Origin of the sequence: Paraburkholderia caballeronis, assembly GCF_900104845.1 — a bacterium.
Lineage (GTDB): Bacteria > Pseudomonadota > Gammaproteobacteria > Burkholderiales > Burkholderiaceae > Paraburkholderia > Paraburkholderia caballeronis.
The window spans coordinates 2,049,421-2,065,812 of sequence record NZ_FNSR01000001.1 but is presented as its reverse complement, the minus strand read 5'-3'; the positions used below and the strand labels follow the sequence as shown (position 1 = coordinate 2,065,812).

Annotated in this window: 15 protein-coding genes; 6 read left to right on the top strand and 9 right to left on the bottom strand. The window is 69.2% G+C overall.

The features are described 5' to 3' along the window. Nucleotides 1–20 precede the first annotated feature (20 nt). Genes BLV92_RS09200 through BLV92_RS09185 form a run of 4 tightly spaced genes read left to right on the top strand, consistent with a single transcriptional unit; the run spans nt 21 to nt 2,813 of the window. A complete protein-coding gene (locus BLV92_RS09200; protein ID WP_090544260.1) occupies nt 21–386 on the top strand; it encodes a hypothetical protein in 366 nt (121 codons plus the stop codon). Next, entirely contained in the window at nt 383–925 is a 543-nt protein-coding gene (locus BLV92_RS09195) for a nuclear transport factor 2 family protein (RefSeq protein WP_244283769.1), read from the top strand. Before BLV92_RS09200 ends, BLV92_RS09195 begins: the two co-directional genes overlap by 4 nt. Nucleotides 926–930: 5 nt before the next feature. After that, nucleotides 931–2,073 (top strand): amidase, encoded by a 1,143-nt coding sequence (locus BLV92_RS09190; protein WP_090544256.1) that lies wholly within the window; start codon nt 931–933, stop codon nt 2,071–2,073. Beyond that, a complete protein-coding gene (locus tag BLV92_RS09185; RefSeq protein WP_090544254.1) occupies nt 2,070–2,813 on the top strand; it encodes an SDR family NAD(P)-dependent oxidoreductase in 744 nt (247 codons plus the stop codon). Before BLV92_RS09190 ends, BLV92_RS09185 begins: the two co-directional genes overlap by 4 nt. Nucleotides 2,814–2,901: 88 nt before the next feature. Here the strand turns inward: BLV92_RS09185 and BLV92_RS09180 are convergent, their stop codons facing one another. The 4 genes from BLV92_RS09180 to BLV92_RS09165 all read right to left on the bottom strand — a co-directional run bounded on the left by BLV92_RS09180 (nt 2,902) and on the right by BLV92_RS09165 (nt 7,717). Beyond that, nucleotides 2,902–4,140 (bottom strand): dienelactone hydrolase family protein, encoded by a 1,239-nt coding sequence (locus tag BLV92_RS09180; protein WP_090544252.1) that lies wholly within the window; start codon nt 4,138–4,140, stop codon nt 2,902–2,904. Nucleotides 4,141–4,163: 23 nt separating this feature from the next. After that, nucleotides 4,164–4,889 (bottom strand): SDR family NAD(P)-dependent oxidoreductase, encoded by a 726-nt coding sequence (locus BLV92_RS09175; protein WP_090544250.1) that lies wholly within the window; start codon nt 4,887–4,889, stop codon nt 4,164–4,166. 24 nt (nt 4,890–4,913) lie between these two features. Continuing rightward, nucleotides 4,914–6,470: an ABC transporter substrate-binding protein gene (locus BLV92_RS09170; RefSeq protein WP_090544248.1), complete on the bottom strand. Its 1,557-nt coding sequence runs from the start codon at nt 6,468–6,470 to the stop codon at nt 4,914–4,916. Between the two features lie 125 nt (nt 6,471–6,595). Next, nucleotides 6,596–7,717 carry a porin gene (locus tag BLV92_RS09165; RefSeq protein ID WP_090544246.1) on the bottom strand — a complete coding sequence of 374 codons (1,122 nt, stop codon included), beginning with the start codon at nt 7,715–7,717 and terminating at the stop codon, nt 6,596–6,598. A 390-nt stretch (nt 7,718–8,107) separates the two neighbouring features. Here BLV92_RS09165 and BLV92_RS09160 point away from each other — a divergent pair, with 390 nt between their 5' ends. Together BLV92_RS09160 and BLV92_RS09155 are read left to right on the top strand one after the other, a co-directional pair. Continuing rightward, complete coding sequence (locus BLV92_RS09160) at nt 8,108–9,208, top strand: LLM class flavin-dependent oxidoreductase (protein ID WP_208325461.1); 1,101 nt, start codon at nt 8,108–8,110, stop codon at nt 9,206–9,208. A 91-nt stretch (nt 9,209–9,299) separates the two neighbouring features. Next, the gene (locus BLV92_RS09155) at nt 9,300–10,958 is read left to right on the top strand and encodes an AMP-binding protein (RefSeq protein ID WP_090544241.1); all 1,659 of its coding nucleotides are present in this window, start codon (nt 9,300–9,302) and stop codon (nt 10,956–10,958) included. Between the two features lie 264 nt (nt 10,959–11,222). Here BLV92_RS09155 and BLV92_RS09150 read toward each other — a convergent pair whose 3' ends face one another. The 5 genes from BLV92_RS09150 to BLV92_RS09130 all read right to left on the bottom strand — a co-directional run bounded on the left by BLV92_RS09150 (nt 11,223) and on the right by BLV92_RS09130 (nt 16,379). Continuing rightward, a complete protein-coding gene (locus BLV92_RS09150) occupies nt 11,223–11,525 on the bottom strand; it encodes a PhlB family protein (RefSeq protein WP_090544239.1) in 303 nt (100 codons plus the stop codon). Next, on the bottom strand, nt 11,513–12,718 hold the full coding sequence (locus tag BLV92_RS09145; RefSeq protein WP_244283768.1) for a thiolase family protein: 1,206 nt from the start codon (nt 12,716–12,718) through the stop codon (nt 11,513–11,515). Before BLV92_RS09145 ends, BLV92_RS09150 begins: the two co-directional genes overlap by 13 nt. After that, on the bottom strand, nt 12,718–13,410 hold the full coding sequence (locus BLV92_RS09140; protein WP_090544237.1) for a GntR family transcriptional regulator: 693 nt from the start codon (nt 13,408–13,410) through the stop codon (nt 12,718–12,720). The genes BLV92_RS09145 and BLV92_RS09140 overlap by 1 nt, the downstream gene beginning before the upstream one ends. A 132-nt stretch (nt 13,411–13,542) precedes the next feature. Next, nucleotides 13,543–15,441, bottom strand: coding sequence for a dipeptide ABC transporter ATP-binding protein (locus tag BLV92_RS09135; RefSeq protein WP_090546950.1), 1,899 nt, complete (start codon nt 15,439–15,441; stop codon nt 13,543–13,545). A gap of 2 nt (nt 15,442–15,443) precedes the next feature. Beyond that, nucleotides 15,444–16,379 carry an ABC transporter permease gene (locus BLV92_RS09130; protein ID WP_090544235.1) on the bottom strand — a complete coding sequence of 312 codons (936 nt, stop codon included), beginning with the start codon at nt 16,377–16,379 and terminating at the stop codon, nt 15,444–15,446. Nucleotides 16,380–16,392: the final 13 nt, after the last annotated feature.

Below are 16,392 nucleotides of genomic sequence, written 5' to 3'. Positions count from 1 at the left end.
GACAACTGGAGAGCCCTCTCATGGCTGACACCGCGACGCTGCCGCTGCGCGTGCTGTTCTGCTGCGGCGTGACGCAGAATTTCTTCGACCTGCCGCGCGGCGAAACCGGCGCGGTGTGGCAGGCCTATGGCGCGATGCTTTCGGCGGTCGAGGCGATGGAAGGCGTCCGCGTGCTCGGCATCATGGACGACGACCGGCTCGCCGTCGGCGCGTCCGGCGGCGCGCCCTGGACCTTCTACATCATGGCCGACGTGGCCGACCTCGACGCCGTCGCCGCAGTCTGCAACCTGTATCGCACGACCCCGGTCGGCGACTACAGCCTGTGGCGCTACGGCAAGATCGAGGCGCGCGTCGGCCGCGCGCTGCGCGTGCCGGAGGCGTCGTGAAGCCCCCTGCTTCCGCGCCGGATTCGCCGGCCGCCGCGTACGCGGAACTGCTGCGCCGCGTGGTTGCGCTCGAAGCGGAACGCGCGGTGCAGCGGACCATGGTGCGTTATATGGCGCTGTGCGACGTGCCGGCCGGCGGGTTCGCGGACGAGACGCTCGCGTCGCTGTTCGCTGACGACGCCGTATGGGAAGGCGTCGGCCCGCTCTACGAGAGCAAGTTCGGCCGGCTCGAAGGGCGCGACGCGATTCTCGCAATGCTGACGCGTTATCTGCCGCCGACGCAGCACTTCTCGGTCAACACGCATTTCCTGAGCGCGGAGCGGATCGACGTGGCCGCCGACGCGACGCACGCGAGCGGCCGCTGGTTGATGCTCCAAGCGTCCGGTTATGTCGCGGGCAGCGCGGAACTGATCGCCGCGCGAATCGACGTGGACTTCGTGCCGTGCGCAACCTCGGGCGCATGGCTGATCCGGCATTTCCGGACCCGGCGCCTGTTCGACGCGCCGTGGCAAGTCGTTCCCTCCCCCACCGAAACCTGACTGCCATGAACGAGTTCATCAGCGAGTTTTCGCTCGGCGACGCCGACGGCCCGAGCATCGCGATCAAGGACAGCATCGACGTCGCCGGTTATCCGACCACCGCCGGCAGCCGCGCGCTCGCCAACGCGCCGCCGGCCGCCGCGCACGCGGAAGTGGTCGAACGGCTGCTCGAAGCGGGCTGGCGCGTGGTCGGCAAAACCAACATGCACGAGCTGGCATTCGGCATGACGGGCATCAACGACTACACCGGCACGCCGGAGAATCCGCAGGACGAGACCCGTATTCCCGGCGGCTCGTCGAGCGGCTCGGCGGCGGCGGTCGGCCTGCACCTGACCTGCGCGGCGCTCGGCACCGACACGGGCGGCTCCGTGCGCGGCCCCGCCGCGTGCTGCGGCGTGATCGGCATGAAACCGACGTTCGGCCGCGTGTCGCGCCACGGCGTCGCGCCGCTGGTGTCGACGCTCGATTGCGTCGGCCCGTTCGCGCGCGACATGACCACGCTGACGGACGTGATGGCTGCCATCGCGCCGGGCTTCGACGAGATCGCCGCGGCCACGCCGCTGAGCGCCGCGAAAATCGGCATCGTCGCGGTCGATGCGCTGCGCGAGATCCGCGACGCGGTCGCGCGCGCGCCGTCGCTTGCCGGCTTCGCCGCGCGCGACGTCGAGCTGCCGCGTCTGCGCGCGGCGTTCGACGCGGGGCTCGTCGTAATCAACGCGGAAACGTGGCGCGCGTTCGGCCATCTGATCGAGACCGGCAAGCTCGGCCCCGATCTCGACGCGCGCCTGCGCCACGCCTCGCTGACGACGCCCGCCGATCTTGAGGCCGCCGAGTCCGTGCGCCGCGATTTCACCGCCGAGGTGGACCGCGTGCTCGACAGCGTCGATGCAATCGTGCTGCCGACGCTGCCGGCGCTGCCGATCACGCTCGACGCCGCGCGCAGCGGCACGTCGGTGATCGCGATGTCGTCGCTGATCCGGCCGTTCAACCTGAGCGGCCATCCGGCGATCAGCCTGCCGCTGCCGATCGCGGGGTCGCCGCTCGTTGCGGGTTTGCAGATCGTCGCCCGCAAGGGTGCCGACGAACTCGTCTGCGCGCTCGCCGCGCAGTTCGAGACGGCGCTCGCGGCCCAGGAGACGCTTGCATGACGGACCGTGTCGTGCTGGTGACGGGCGCGGCGCAAGGGCTCGGCGCGGCGCTCGCGCGGCGTTTTTTTGCTGCCGGTTATCGCGTCGCGCTCGGCGACGTCCGTATCGACATGGCGCGCGACGTCGCCGCCGAACTGAGTCCCGACGGCTCGCGCGCGCTCGCGCTCGAACTCGACGTGTGCAGCAAGGCCGCGTTCGAGACGGCTCGCGATGCGATCCTCGCCGCGTGGCAGCGCATCGATGCGCTCGTCAACAACGCGGGCCGCTCGGAAGTCGTGCCGGTGATGGACGTGACCGCCGAGCAGTTCGACCGCGCAATCGACGTGAACCTGCGCAGCGTGCTGTTCGGCTGCCAGGTGTTCGGCCGGTATTTCGCCGCGCACGGCGGCGGCCGGATCGTGAACATCGCGTCGCTCGCGGGGCAGAACGGCGGCACCGCGACCGGCGCGCACTACGCCGCGTCGAAGGCCGGCGTGCTCAATCTGACGAAGGTGTTCGCGCGCGACCTCGCCGCGCAAGGCGTCACCGTGAATGCGATCTCGCCGGGGCCGATGGATCTGCCCATCGTCCACGACAGCGTGCCGGCCGACCTGCTGGACAAGCTGGTCGCCGGCATTCCGGCCGGCCGCCTCGGCAGCGCCGACTACGTCGCGGACGTCGCCGTGCTGCTCGCGGCCGAGCACGCGTGGTTCACGACCGGCGCATGCTGGGACGTCAACGGCGGGCTTTTCATGCGTTGATTCCAGCGCTTGACCGGCGGCGCGCCGAAGCGTCGCCGGCCAGGCGCAGCCGCCTCGTCATTGCATGAGGCGGCCGCTCTCCCCTCGATCAGATCGGCTTGCCTTCGCTCGACGCCCAGTTCGGCATCAGCGTGTTGCTCGGCAGCGTCTCGTCGATCATCTTCTTCGCGGTCTGAATGCCCGCAACCGGCAGTCCGGCCGGATCGAGCACGCCAATCTGCACGAGCACCGACGCCTGGTCCCAGTAGATGTGCTCGTTGTACAGCTTGTCGCCGCGGAAGCACACCACCGCGAGCATCGGCACCTCGAAGTATTTGCCGGTCGGCGCGAGGCCGGGCAGCAGCCAGTCGATCTCGCGGTCGTGGGTCGCGCAGAACACGAACTCGTCGACGATGCGGTCCGCGCCGATCGTGCGCGAGATCGGAATCAGCCGCGTGTCGGCCGGGTTCGAATCGACGAAGTGGTACTTGTAGAAACGCTTCAGCTGATCGTGACCGACGCCGCCCGTCATCGTCGGAACGTGGTTCACGTACGGCTGCGCGACCATCGTCGGCATGATCGCGTCGACGTCGCGCGTCGCGAACTCGTAATAGCAGTGTTTTTCCCACAGCTCGTTGAGGTCGTGCACGGGGCCGAGCACCTTGCGCAGCATCGCCATCGTGCGCGAATACGCCATCAGCGCGGCGGGTTTGTCGAACTGCGGGCGCTCGGGCGTCGCGAACGCGTGATCGCAGCCCGGATACACATAACACTCGGCCGCCGGATGCGAAGCGAACGCGGCGATGATCCGCTCGCGCGCGTCGGCCGGGCAGAACGCATCGTTCTCGGGGAAGTGGAACATCATCGGGCAGCGGACCGTGGCCGCTTCGTCGAGATGATTCTGCAGGTTCACGCCGTAATAGCTGATCGCGCAGTCCACGTCGGTGCGCGCGGCGGTCAGCATCGCGAGCCGGCCGCCGAGGCAATAGCCGATCACGCCGACCTTGCCCGCCTGCTCCGGCAGCGCGCGCACCGCGTCGAGCGTCGCGGCGACGTCGTCGATCGCCAGCTTCTCGTCGAAGCGGTCGTGATAGTCGAGCGCCTGCGCGAAATCGGCGTCGCCGTAACCGAGCACGACGCCCGGCTTCATCCGCCAGAACAGGTCCGGCACCAGCACGACGTAACCCTCTTCCGCGTACCGGTCGGCCATCGCCTTCATGAAGCCGTTGATTCCGAAGATCTCCTGCAACAGCACGAGGCCCGGCCCGGACCCCTGCGCGGGTTTCGCGAGATAAGCCGAAAAGCTGCCGCCGTCGCGCGCAGCCACCTGGATTGTTTGACCGCTCATCGTTGTCTCCTGGCGAAAAGTCGTTACAGATAAGCCGCGAACTGCGCGAGCACGGCGGCGCGGTCGGCGGCGAGCCCCGCCGCGACGCCCTCGGCCATCGCGCCGACATAGACGTCGTCCGCGCCGCCCGGGTCCGCTTCGAGCGCCGAGAATACCGCATCGACGACCTCCGCGACCGCCAGTTTCGGCGGCGGAAAATCGCGGCTCATGTCGGTGTCGATCGCGCCGGGCAGCACGGCCAGCACGCGCACGCCGCGCCCGGCCAGTTCCGCGCGCACGCCCTCGGTCATCCGCAGCGCGGCGGCCTTCGACGCGCATAACGAGCCCATCGACGGCAGCGCGACCCGCGCGAGAATCGACAGCATGTTGACGAGCGCGCCGCCGTTGCGCGTCAGCGCCGGCGCGAACGCGCGGCACATCTCCAGCGTGCCGAAATAGTTCACCTCCATCTCGGCGCGCGCGGCGCCCGGGTCGCGCGGCCCGGCCACGCGTTCGAGCCGGTTGATGCCGGCGTTGTTGATCAGCAGCGTGACGTCGCCGGCCAATGCGGCGGCCTGCGCCACCTGCGCCGGCGCCGTGACGTCGAGCGGCACTGGCACCACGCGCGGGTCGTCGAAGCGCGCGGCATCGGCGTCGCGCATCCCGGCGTACACCTTGCGCGCGCCCCGCGCGAGCAGCCCGGCGACGAACCCCGCGCCGACGCCGCGGTTCGCCCCCGACACGAAGGCAATCGAATCTTCAATCCGCATCGCATGTGTCTCCACGAAAACCGGTCATCCCTTGAGCCTGTAGTCGACCGGCAGGATGTAGCCGCTGTCGAAAATCTTGACGTCGACGTCCGAGCGGTACGCAATCGTCGTGACCGCCTGCAGCAGCGGCACGACCCACGACTTCTCCGACGCCTCCTGGCTCAGCGCGCGATAACCGGCCATCCGCTTGTCCTCGTCCACCTCGGTCATCAGCGCCTCGACGCGCGGCGCGAGCGCGTCGTCCTTCCATGCGGAAAAGCGCAGCCGCGGATCGAGAATGCGCCCGGTGTAGTTCTCGGGGTCGCCGGTCGCGTTGGCCCAGCTGTACAGCAGCACGCCGCTCATCTTGGTCGCCTGGATTTCGCTGATCACCTTCGCCATCGTGGTCTGCGTGAGGTCCGCCTGGATGCCGACGCGCTGCCACATGCCGGCGATCGCGCGCGCCATGTCGTAGTCGCTCGGGAAGGTGCCGTTCGTCGTCAGGAACGGCACGCGGACCGGCTTGTTCGGCCCGTAGCCGGACTTCGCGAGCGCGGCGATCGCGCGCTGCGGATCGTACGGAAACCTGAAGCCCGGCACGTCGGCCGCCGAGCCCGGCGTCGCCGTCACCGACAGCGGCCGCGCGATGCCGCCGTAAAACGCCTTCGACAACGCGGCGGTGTCGATCGCATAATGCATCGCCGCGCGCACGTTCTCGTCGTCGAACGGCTTCACGTAGTTCGGCATCCGCAGCATGTAGATCTCGCTGTACGGATAGATCTTCGTCGTAATGCCGGGCACGCTCGCGAGCCGCTGCGCCTCGCGCAGCGGAATCTGCACGGCGACGCCCGCGCGGCCCGACTCCACCGCGGCGACGCGCGCCGACGGCTCGGTCGCGACCTCGAACGTCACGTGGCGGATCGCCGGCGTGCCGCCCCAGTACTTGTCGAATGCCTCCAGCACGATGCGCGAGCCGCGCTGATAGTCGACCAGCCGGTACGGACCCGCGCCGACCGGCTTCGCGAGGAAACCGTCCATGCCGACCTTCTCGATGTACGCCTTCGGCACGATGTAACCCGCGAGAAACGCGAGATAGATCGGCGCGGCCGGCGTCGGCTTGCTGTAAACCAGCACCGCGCGCGTCGGCGACACGATCTCGACGTCCTTCAGCGTCTGGAACATCCCGCCGACCGCGAGCTTGTGATCGGCCGACGGCCGGTCGTGCAGGCTGTACTTCAGGTCGGCGGTCGTCAGCTTCGAGCCGTCGTGAAACAGGATGTCGTCGCGCAGCGTCACTTCGAGGCGCTGCGCGTTCTTGTCCTGCCACTTCCATGCGGAGATCTGGCGCCCTTCGAGCACGAGCTTCGGCGAATAACGCAGCGGCGAATCGAACACCGTCGTGTAGATGGACTGCGCCTGCGGCACGGTGATCGCCGTCGGGTCCCACGTCGGCACGTCCGAGATGTACGCGATGTTCAGAACCTGGTCGGCCGGATGGCCCTGCGCGAGCGCCCGCTCCCACGGCAGCAGCCCGCCCGCGCCGGCCGCGAGCGCGCCCAGCAGCAGCTGGCGGCGCTTCATGTCGATCTCGTAACTGTCCATCTATCCTCCTGTGAGGCCGGCGCGCGCGCCGGTTGAAGATACGCAAAAAGGTACGAAGGGCCGCCGCCCGCCGATGCGGACAACATCATGCGGACAGCCGGCCCGGGAAATCCGATTATCAGTGGTCAGAATCGATGGCGCAGCCCCAGCCGCACTTCGATCTGGTTCGACGTGCTGGAGCGTTGCAGCACCGGCGCGAGATCGGCGTACTGCGCGTCGCCGGCCGCGTGCATCCACGTCGCCTGCAGATACGCGTCGGTGCGCTTCGACAGGAAGTAGTCGGCGATCGCATCGACGTTGTGGTACTTCGGCTTCTGCGACGTGGCCGACACGTTGCCTTCGGTGTAGCTGTAGCCGGTGCCCAGCTGCAGCGCGGGGGTGATGAAATAACCGGCCACCAGTTCGAAGATCTGGAACGTCACGTGGCCGCCGATGTTCGCGCCGACCGTCGGGTCGAGGCCCATGAAACGCGTGTTCGTGTAGATCGCCGCGACCTTCGCGGCGCCGAACGTGTACTGCCCCGCGAAGCCGAACGACTGGTACTTCGACGCCGCGAGGCCGTAGTTGCCGTCGATCGCGTTGGTCGACGTCCACACCCCTTCCGGCACCGCCTCGGCCGGGTGGTCGATCGTCGTGAACGCGGCCGCGAGCGCGAGCGGGCCGCCCGAATACTTGAGCCCGAACGACTTGACCGCGTCGCGGTTCAGCTCGCCCGCCACGTTGCCGAACCCGTACACCGCGCCGGCCTGCACGCCGTGAATCACCGGCGACGCATAGCGCACCGCGTTGTTCACCCGGTAGTCGATGCCGGTGTTGTCGAGGTCGCCCGGGTGCGGGAACAAAATGCCCCAGTTGCCGTTCGCGGTGTACTGGCCGACGTAGTCGCCCATCAGTTCGTTCTGGCGGCCGAACGTCAGCGTGCCGTAGGTGTTGCTCGACAGCCCGACGTACGCGCCGCGGCCGAACTCGCGGCCCTGTTGCAGCAGCTTGCCCGAATTGATGTCGAAGCCGTTTTCGAGCCGGAAGACCGCGGACAGCCCGCCGCCGAGATCCTCGGAGCCGAGCAGGCCCCAGCGGCTGCCCTGCGAGATGCCGCTTTGCATCTGCCAGGATTTTTCGCCAAGCTGATTGTTCGAGAAGGTCAGGCCTTCGTCGATGATGCCGTACAACGTAACGCTGCTTTGAGCCCAGACAGAGCCGCTCGCGCAAAGCGCGGCGAGCGAGGCGGTGACAAGAGGAGTTTTCACGTGGGATTCCGTTAAGCGGTCGAAGGGTTGAGCGACTGGTTTATCAATGGGACTTCACCCTGCTGCGTGCGTCGGGGCACCGCTCCAAGACGGTCATCCTGACGCCAGAATGTTCACCTCAATCAACATTCTGAATTCAGATTATGGGAGTAAAAAACCCACGTCAAGAACGCGTCAAAATTGTGTGCACTGGTAATGAAAAACCCCACTTCCATGCTGCATCGCAAGTTGACCGCTTTTTCTCCTCGCCTTTTTTGCGAGCGTCGGCGGCGAACCTTGCACCGGATGAACGGATTGCTTCACCACGACTCCCGTCGAGCAGCTTGACACGACAATTTTCTGAATTCAGTATCCTTGTATCGACAATCCATCGCCAGAGAGGCCGCCCCTGTGACGCCTGCCCCCGCCAACCCGATGCGCGACCCGCATCCGTTCAAGGTCGGCGTGTTCGCCGCGAACGCCGACCGCGGCCTGACCTTCACGACGGTGCCCGAGCAGTGGCGCGCCGGCTGGGACGACGTGCAGCGCGCGGCCATCGCCGCCGATACCGGCGGACTCGACTTTTTCCTGCCGATCGCGCGCTGGCGCGGCTTCGGCGGCACGACGCACGTGCGCGAGCATTCGTTCGAGACGTTCACGTTCGCGGCGGCGCTGGCCGCGCTCACCCGGCGCATCGCGCTGTTCTCGACCGTGCATGTGCCGCTCGTGCATCCGGTCTATGCGGCAAAGGCGCTGGCCACGATCGATCACGTGAGCCACGGCCGCGCGGGACTGAACATCGTGTGCGGCTGGAATCCGGATGAATTCGACATGTTCGGCGTCACGCTGGAACACGACGCGTACCGTCAGGCCGCCGAGTGGAGCGAGATCCTGACGCGGCTCTACACGAGCGCGGAACCGTTCGACTTCGACGGCGAGTTCTACCGGCTGAAGGGCGCGATTTCGCGGCCGGTCTCGTTGCAGAGCCCGCGCCCGGTCACGATGAACGCCGCGTTCGGCGCGCCGGGCCGCGACTTCGCCGCGCGTCACTGCGATTACCTGTTCACGACGTTCACCGACCTCGACGCGGGCCGCGAGCACGTGCGTGACATCCGCGAGCGCGGCGCGCAGGCGGGCCGCGAACTGGGCGTCTATACCGTCGCGCACGTGGTCTGCCGCGCGACCGAACAGGAGGCGCTCGACTACTACCACCGCTATTCCGTCGAATACACCGACGAAGCCGCGCTCGACTATCACGTGCGGCAGAAAAAAGGCTTCAGCAGCAGCCATGAGGACCGCGCGTTCATCGAGTACCGGCAACGCTTTGCGGCCGGCACCGGCAGTTTTCCGCTCGTCGGCACGCCGGAGCAGATCGTCGGGCGGCTCGCCGCGATGCACGCCTGCGGCTTCGCCGGCGCGGCGCTGTCGTTCGTCAACTACGCGGACGAACTGCCATTCTTCTGCGAGCGCGTGCTGCCGCTGATGCGTGAAGCCGGCTTGCGCGCCGCTTGATCGTCGCTTGATCCCCGCTTGATCCCGTTCTTTCCGACCCGGGCCGGCGGCGCACGCCGCCGCGCCCGTCAATCTTCGATTTCCGTTCGCCATGATTTCCGATAGTCGACCTGTTTCGCCTTACGCAGCCTTCGCCCGAACCGCGGCCCGTCATCCGCATCACGACTTCCTGCACATTCCGGCTTCCGCGCAGCGCCGTTACGCGGCGTCCGCCGACGATGCCTCCGACGCGTTGACGCTCACCTACGCGCAGACGCTCGCGGAGATCGAGCGGCAGATCGTGCGCTATCGCGAAGCGGGTTATCGCGCGGGCATGCGCGTCGCGCTGCTGCTCGAAAACCGGCCGGCGTTCTTCTTCCATTTCTTCGCGCTGAACGCGCTCGGCGTCGGCGTGGTGCCGCTGAATCCCGACTCGCGGCCGCACGAGATCGCCTATGTCGCGCAGCACAGCGAGATCGCGCTCGCGGTCGGCGTCGAACGCACGCTGCCGCTGTTGCGCGCGGCGCTCGACACGCCGGACCTGCAAGTGCCGCTCGCTGTTGCCGACGCCGAAGCCGGGCCGCTGCCGCGCGCGGCCGACGTCGCGACGGACGGCTCGCATCGCGCGAGCCTCGACGACGAATGCGCGATCCTCTACACGTCGGGCACGACCGGCAAGCCGAAGGGCTGCATCCTCGACAACCGCTACTTCGTGTCGATCGGCGAGCTGTATCTCAGCGAAGGCGGCCTGTGCGAAGTGCGGCCCGGCGTCGAGCGGCTGATTACGCCGCTGCCGCTCTTTCACATGAACGCGCTCGCGTGCTCGACGATGGCGATGGTGCTGTCCGGCGGCTGCGTGATCCAGCTCGACCGCTTCCATCCGCGCGACTGGTGGGCTGACGTCGCCGCGAGCGGCGCGACGATCGTCCATTACCTCGGCGTGATGCCGGCGATCCTGCTGTCGCTCGACGGCGGGTCGCCGCCGCACCACGTGCGGTTCGGCTACGGCGCGAACGTCGATCCACGCCATCAACTCGTGTTCGAACAGCGTTTCGGCTTCCCGCTGATCGAGGGCTGGGCGATGACCGAGACCGGCGGCGGCGCGGTGATCGCGTCGAGCCGCGAGCCGCGGCACGTCGGCTCGCGCTGCTTCGGCCGCCCGCGCCCGGAGATCGAAGTGCGGCTGGTGGACGAGCACGATCGCGACGTGCCGCGCGGCACGCCCGGCCATCTGCTGGTGCGCCGCGCGGGCGCCGAACCGAGGCTCGGTTTCTTTCGCGGGTATCTGAAGGACGAGGCCACCACCGAAGCAGCGTGGCGCGGCGGCTGGTTCCATACCGGCGACGTCGTGCGCGAAGGCGACGACGGCAGCCTGCATTTCGTGGACCGGCAGAAGAACGTGATTCGCCGCTCCGGCGAGAACATCGCCGCGCTGGAGGTCGAAGCGTGCCTGCTCGATCATCCGGACGTGCGGCAGACGGCGGTGATCGCCGCGCCCGATCCGCTGCGCGACGAGGAAGTGATGGCCTGCGTGATCGTGTCGCCGGGCGTGGCGCGCGACGCGCAGACGGCGCGCGCGTTGCAGGCGTGGTGTCTCGACCGGCTCGCGTATTTCAAGGCGCCCGGTTACGTATCGTTCGTCGAAACGCTGCCGGTCACGTCGACCAACAAGGTGCAGAAGACGCAACTCGCGGCGCTCGGCAACGATCCGTTGAACGCGCCGCTGTGCTTCGATCTGCGCGAATTCAAGCGGCGCGTGGCGACGCATTGAGCGGGCGGCGGGCCGCGTCGCGTGCGGCCGCTGCCGGCGGCGATCGTGGTAGGTTCGCGGTCGCCGCCGACCGCTGAAAAACGGGCTTGCGAAGATGACGGCAAGCAAGCCGTCGCCGGGAGAAGCGGACGGCGGCGCCTACGCGTGCCATGCCGATATCGTGCCGCTACCGTGTCGATATCGCGCCTATCGTCCCGATTCCCCGGCCCGATCCGGCCGCCTTCGCACACGACGCCGGTCATCGCCGCTACGGACGCACCGCCGCTAGACCGGCTCCGCGCGGATCGCGCCGTCGGCGTCGATCCGCAGCGCGACGACAGCGCCCTGCCCGGGCGCATCGTCGAGCCGCGCGATCACGCGCGGTCCCGCGCCAGTGAGCACGGTCGCGAGCCACGCGAGTTCGTCGCCGTCAGCGGACCGCCGATGCAGCGCCGTGACTTCCTCGACGCGTCCGCGGCCCGCATCCGCTGCGACGAACTGCATCCCGCCACAGGCGGGACACAGCAGCGGCCGCGGAAACTCGCGGTGGCCGCACGCGGCGCATTCGAACACGGTCAACGCCGCCATGGCCCCTCCCCGCGTTCCAGCACGACCGCGTTCGCGCACATTCCGTAGCGGTACTGCACCATCCCATAACCGCTGACGACCGCGAACCGCGCGCCCTCGACCTGCCGTTCGCCCGCCTCGCCGCGCAACTGCGCGACCGCCTCGACGAGACCGTGCATGCCGCCCGCCGCGCCCGCCTGCCCGACCGACAACTGGCCGCCGGACGGATTGACGGCTAGTTCGCGCGGTGCAATGCGGTCGTGAATCAGCGAGCGCAAACCGTCGCCACTCTCGCCATCGGCAAAACCGAGGTCCGCAAGCTGCGCGACGATCATCGCCGGATAGTCGTCGTAGACGGACACGATATCCATCTGTTGCGGCGACAACCGCGCGTCGCGCCACAGCGCGTCGCGAATCGACGCGAGACCGGTCACGAGACCGTCGCCGTGCTGCTGATCGAAGTTGTACGACGCGCGCAGCGCGCGGATCGCCACCGGCGCCGCGCGCGCGCAACGATGCGTCGCCGGCGCGAGCACGAGCGCGTTCGCGCCGGACACGACCGGTACGCAATCGAGGCGGCACAGCGGCTCGGCCACCATCGGCGCGGCGAAATACGCGTCGCGCGTGAGCGCCTCGCGATAGACCGCGCGCGGGTTGCGCACAGCCCAGTCGCGCTGCGCGATGCACAGCGCCGCATAGTCGTCGCGCGTGAGGCCGGTGGCCGCCATCTGGCGCTGCGTCAGCATCGCGAACAGCGGATTCGGGCCGCCGGTGCGCAGCGGCCGCAGAAACGCGCGCGTGGTCGCGTTGTAGTTCTCGACGAGCGCAGTGAAATCGGCGGCCTCGAAATGATCGCCGCTGACGAGCACGACGATTTCCGCGTCGCCGGACTGGATCGCGCGCGCCGCGTGCTGAAGCAGGTTCACGCCGCTCGCGCCGCCGTGGCAGTCGTCCATGCACCAGCGCACCCGCAGTCCCGCGCGCCATGCGAAGTCGATCGCGTGATCGGGCGGCAGCGTGAACGACGCGACGCCGAGCCCGTCCACCTCGTTTGCATCGAGCCCGGCCGCGCCGAGCGCATCGGTCAGCGCCGCGGCGAGCAGGCCCGCCGTCGTGGTGCCGGGCGGCGGATGGCGGCGGTACGGCACTTCGACGGCGGCGACGATCGCCACGCCCGCGAAGTCCTGCATCGCCGCGCCGGGTCGGACGGCCATCAGGTTGCGTCGTCCACGGTCAGGAAATACTGCTGCTCGGCGTCGTCGATGAACGCGAGCGTCGCCGCGCGCACCTGCACCGGGTCGCGCTCCATGAAGCCCTTCAGCAGCGCCTGCATTCCGTCGACGATCAGCTCCAGCGTGCCGGGTTTCGTCATCGTGCCGTGCCGCACCTGGCGCGCGTGGTCCGCGAAGCGCAGGATCGTGCCTTTCAGCCGCGAATTCAGCACGCCTTCGAGCCAGATGCCGCGGAACTCGACGTTCGCTTCGGTCATCAGCGCGATGTCCTTGCGTTCGAAACCGCGCCGGCATTTACGGTACGCGGCGCTCATCGCGGCCATCTGCTCGTCGGTGAGCACCGCGGCCGCGCCGGCCGCCGCGCTCGGTTCGAGCAGGCGGCGCACGTCGAAGATCTCGCGCACGTCCTCGCCGGTCAGCACCGGCGTGACGAAACCACGCGTCGTGCCGACCAGATACCCCTCGTTGACGAGCCGCAGCAGCGCCTGGCGCACCGGCATCCGCGTGCATTCGAATTCCTTCGCGATCTCGTAGTCGAGCACGCGGTCGTCGGGACCGATCTGCCCCGACTGCAGCCGCGCCAGGATCTCCTGATAGACCGACTCCATCAGCGTCGTCTGGCGCAGCGCCGTGCGCCGCGGTTGCTTGATGGCCGTCGGTTCGGCGGTGGTCATGATGTTCTCCCGTTCAATGCTTTTCCCGGTTGCTGTTCCGCCGTCGCGGCGGCCGCCGGTTGCAACCGCTTATTGTAGTGCCCGCGCCCGGCCCGCCCGCCGGCGCGGGTCGCCCTGCGCGGGCCGCCCTGTCTACGCGGCCGCCTCCAGCGGCGCGGGCGGCCACGGCACGCCGGCGTCGCCGGGCACCGCGTCGATCAGCGCCTTCGTGTACGGATGGCGCGGCGACGCGAACACGTCCTCGGTCGCGCCGTGTTCGACGATCTCGCCGCGCCGCATCACCAGCACGCGGCTGCACAGGTAACGCACCACCGCGAGATCGTGCGAGATCAGCAGCAGCGCGATCTGGCGTTCGCGGCGCAGTTCGAGCAGCAGGTTCAGGATCTGCGCCTGCACCGACACGTCGAGGCCCGACACGATCTCGTCGGCGACGATCAGTTGCGGCGCCGCGCACAACGCGCGGCCGATGTTCACGCGCTGCTTCTGGCCGCCCGACAGCTGGGTCGGGAACCGGCCGAGCGTGTCGGCCGGCAGCCCGACGTCGCGCTGCACGGCCTGCGCGCGCGCGAGCCGCGCGGCGACGTCCAGCGGCGGCAGGCCCGCGGCCTCCAGCGCCTGGGTCAGCAGCCGCTCGACCGTGCGGCGCGGGTTCAGCGCCGACTGCGGGTCCTGGAAGATGATCTGCACCTGCTCGCGCGCGCGTCTCACGCGCGCGACCTCGCCATGCGTCACGTCCTCGCCGCCGATCAGCACGCGCCCGTCGGTCGGCGGCTCGATGCCCATCAGCAGCCGCGCGACCGACGTCTTGCCGCTGCCGCTCTCGCCGACGATGCCGACGAACTCGCCGGGAAAGATCCGCAGCGACAGCGGCTTGACCGCTTCGAACGTCGTCTTGCCGCGCCCGAACAGCCCGTTGCGGCTCGTGTAGACGAGCGACGCCTCGCGCAGCTCCGCGACCGGCCGCTCGCCGTCGATGGCCGTCGGCAGCGGCGGCAACGGCGTGTCGTCGTCGCTCACGGCCGCGTGTTCGCACGCGTCGACGCACGCGACGCGATGGCCGTCCGGCGCGACCCGCTCCGCCTGCGACGCCGCGCACGCGCGGTCGCCGACCGGGCAGCGCGGCGCGAACCGGCAGCCGGCGATCCCCGCGAGCGCGGACAACCCCGGCATCTGATGCGGCAGCACCGGCAACCGGCGGCGCGGCCCCTGCAGGTCCGGCGTCGCGTACTTGAGCGCGCGCGTGTACGGATGGCGCGGCGCGTCGAGCACGTCGCGCGCCGGGCCGTATTCGACCAGGTCGCCCGCATACATCACCGCGATCTCGTCGCAGACGTGCGCGGCCAGCCGCAGGTCGTGGGTAATCAGCAGCACCGCGCTGCCGTGCTCGCGCTGCTGGTCCGCGAGCATCGTCATCACGCGCGTCTGCGTCAGCACGTCGAGCGCGGTGGTCGGTTCGTCCGCGATCAGCAGCGCCGGGTTGCTCGCGAACGCCATCGCGATCAGCACGCGCTGGCACTGGCCGCCCGACAGCTGATGCGGATAACGCCCGAGCATCTGCTGCGGCACCGGCAACTGCACGGATTCGAGCGCGTGCAGCGCGGTCGCGGCGCGCTCGCCGGGCGGCACGCCGATGCGCGCGAGGTGTTCGTCGAACGCGCGGCCGATCGTCCACAGCGGATCGAGCGCCGTCAGCGGCTCCTGCGGCACGAACGCGATCTGCCGGCCGAGCAGCGCACGGCGCTCGCGCGCCGGCATCGCCAGCAGGTCGCGGCCGCCGAAGCGCATCGAACCCGACGTCACGTCGAAGCCCGCCGGCAGCAGGCCGGAGATCAGCCGCCCGAGCATGCTCTTGCCCGCGCCGGATTCGCCGACGACGCCGAGCACCTTGCCGCGCCCGATCGACAGCCGCAGGTTGCGCAGCGCGGCGACCGGCTGCGCGCCGAAGGTCGCGGTCAGCGTCACGCCGTCGAGCGCGAGGACCGGTTCGGCGGCGTCGCCATCAATGGCCGCCTCGTGAAGAAGTCCGTACATCGTCATTCCCCCCTGCCGCGCATGCGCGGATCGAGCGCGACGCGCAGGCCGTCGCCGAGCAGATTGCAGCCGAGCACCGTAATCACGATCGCGAGCATCGGGAACAGCAGCCCGGTCGGCGCCTCGTGCATCGACACGCGCGCGTCCGCGATCATCACGCCCCACGCGGTCACGTTGGCCGGCACGCTGAGGCCGATGAAGCTGAGCAGCGCCTCGACGGTAATCGCGACGCCCATTTCGAGCGAGAACAGCGTGATCATCAGCGGCAGCGCGGCCGGCACGATCTCGCGCAGCATGATGCGCAGATGCGACAGGTTCAGCAGCTGCGCGGCGAGCACGTAGTCGCGCTGGCGCACCACCATCACCTCGGAGCGGACCACGCGGCAGAAGCGGGTCCAGTCCACCAGCACGATCGACAGGATCACGTTGTCGATGCCCACGCCGAGGCTCACCATCAGCACCAGCGACAGCACCACCGGCGGAAACGACATCCACAGGTCGACGAGGTAGCTGATGGCGCGATCGACCCAGCCGCCGAAGTAGCCGGCGAGGATCGCGAGCACGCTGCCGACGAGGCCCGCGCCGAACGCCGCGATCACCGCGACCGTCAGCGCGACGCGGCTGCCGTACAGCAGCCGGGACAGCACGTCGCGGCCGAGGCTGTCGGTGCCGAGCGGGAACGCCGCGTCGCCGCCGCTCATCCACGCGGGCGGCGTCAGCATGTGCAGCAGGTCCTGGTCGAGCGGATCGTGCGGCGCGAGCCACGGCGCGAACAGCGCGCAGAACACCACGCCGAGCACGATCGCGCCGCCGAGCCACAGGTTCAGCGAACGCAGGTTGCGCCCGATGCGCGGGCGCGCGCGCCGCGCCGGACTGGCGGCAAGGCCGGCGGCAACGGTGGGTTCGGCCGGTTCGGCGGACACGGAATCGCGCGGCATCGGGGTCTCGGGG

Coding starts and splice junctions, on each gene's coding strand:
- BLV92_RS09200 (WP_090544260.1), top strand. CDS start 21: ATGGCTGACACCGCGACGCTGCCGCTGCGCGTGCTGTTCTGCTGCGGC.
- BLV92_RS09135 (WP_090546950.1), bottom strand. CDS start 15,441: ATGTACGGACTTCTTCACGAGGCGGCCATTGATGGCGACGCCGCCGAA.
- BLV92_RS09140 (WP_090544237.1), bottom strand. CDS start 13,410: ATGACCACCGCCGAACCGACGGCCATCAAGCAACCGCGGCGCACGGCG.
- BLV92_RS09175 (WP_090544250.1), bottom strand. CDS start 4,889: ATGCGGATTGAAGATTCGATTGCCTTCGTGTCGGGGGCGAACCGCGGC.
- BLV92_RS09185 (WP_090544254.1), top strand. CDS start 2,070: ATGACGGACCGTGTCGTGCTGGTGACGGGCGCGGCGCAAGGGCTCGGC.
- BLV92_RS09180 (WP_090544252.1), bottom strand. CDS start 4,140: ATGAGCGGTCAAACAATCCAGGTGGCTGCGCGCGACGGCGGCAGCTTT.
- BLV92_RS09130 (WP_090544235.1), bottom strand. CDS start 16,379: ATGCCGCGCGATTCCGTGTCCGCCGAACCGGCCGAACCCACCGTTGCC.
- BLV92_RS09190 (WP_090544256.1), top strand. CDS start 931: ATGAACGAGTTCATCAGCGAGTTTTCGCTCGGCGACGCCGACGGCCCG.
- BLV92_RS09155 (WP_090544241.1), top strand. CDS start 9,300: ATGATTTCCGATAGTCGACCTGTTTCGCCTTACGCAGCCTTCGCCCGA.
- BLV92_RS09145 (WP_244283768.1), bottom strand. CDS start 12,718: ATGGCCGTCCGACCCGGCGCGGCGATGCAGGACTTCGCGGGCGTGGCG.
- BLV92_RS09150 (WP_090544239.1), bottom strand. CDS start 11,525: ATGGCGGCGTTGACCGTGTTCGAATGCGCCGCGTGCGGCCACCGCGAG.
- BLV92_RS09170 (WP_090544248.1), bottom strand. CDS start 6,470: ATGGACAGTTACGAGATCGACATGAAGCGCCGCCAGCTGCTGCTGGGC.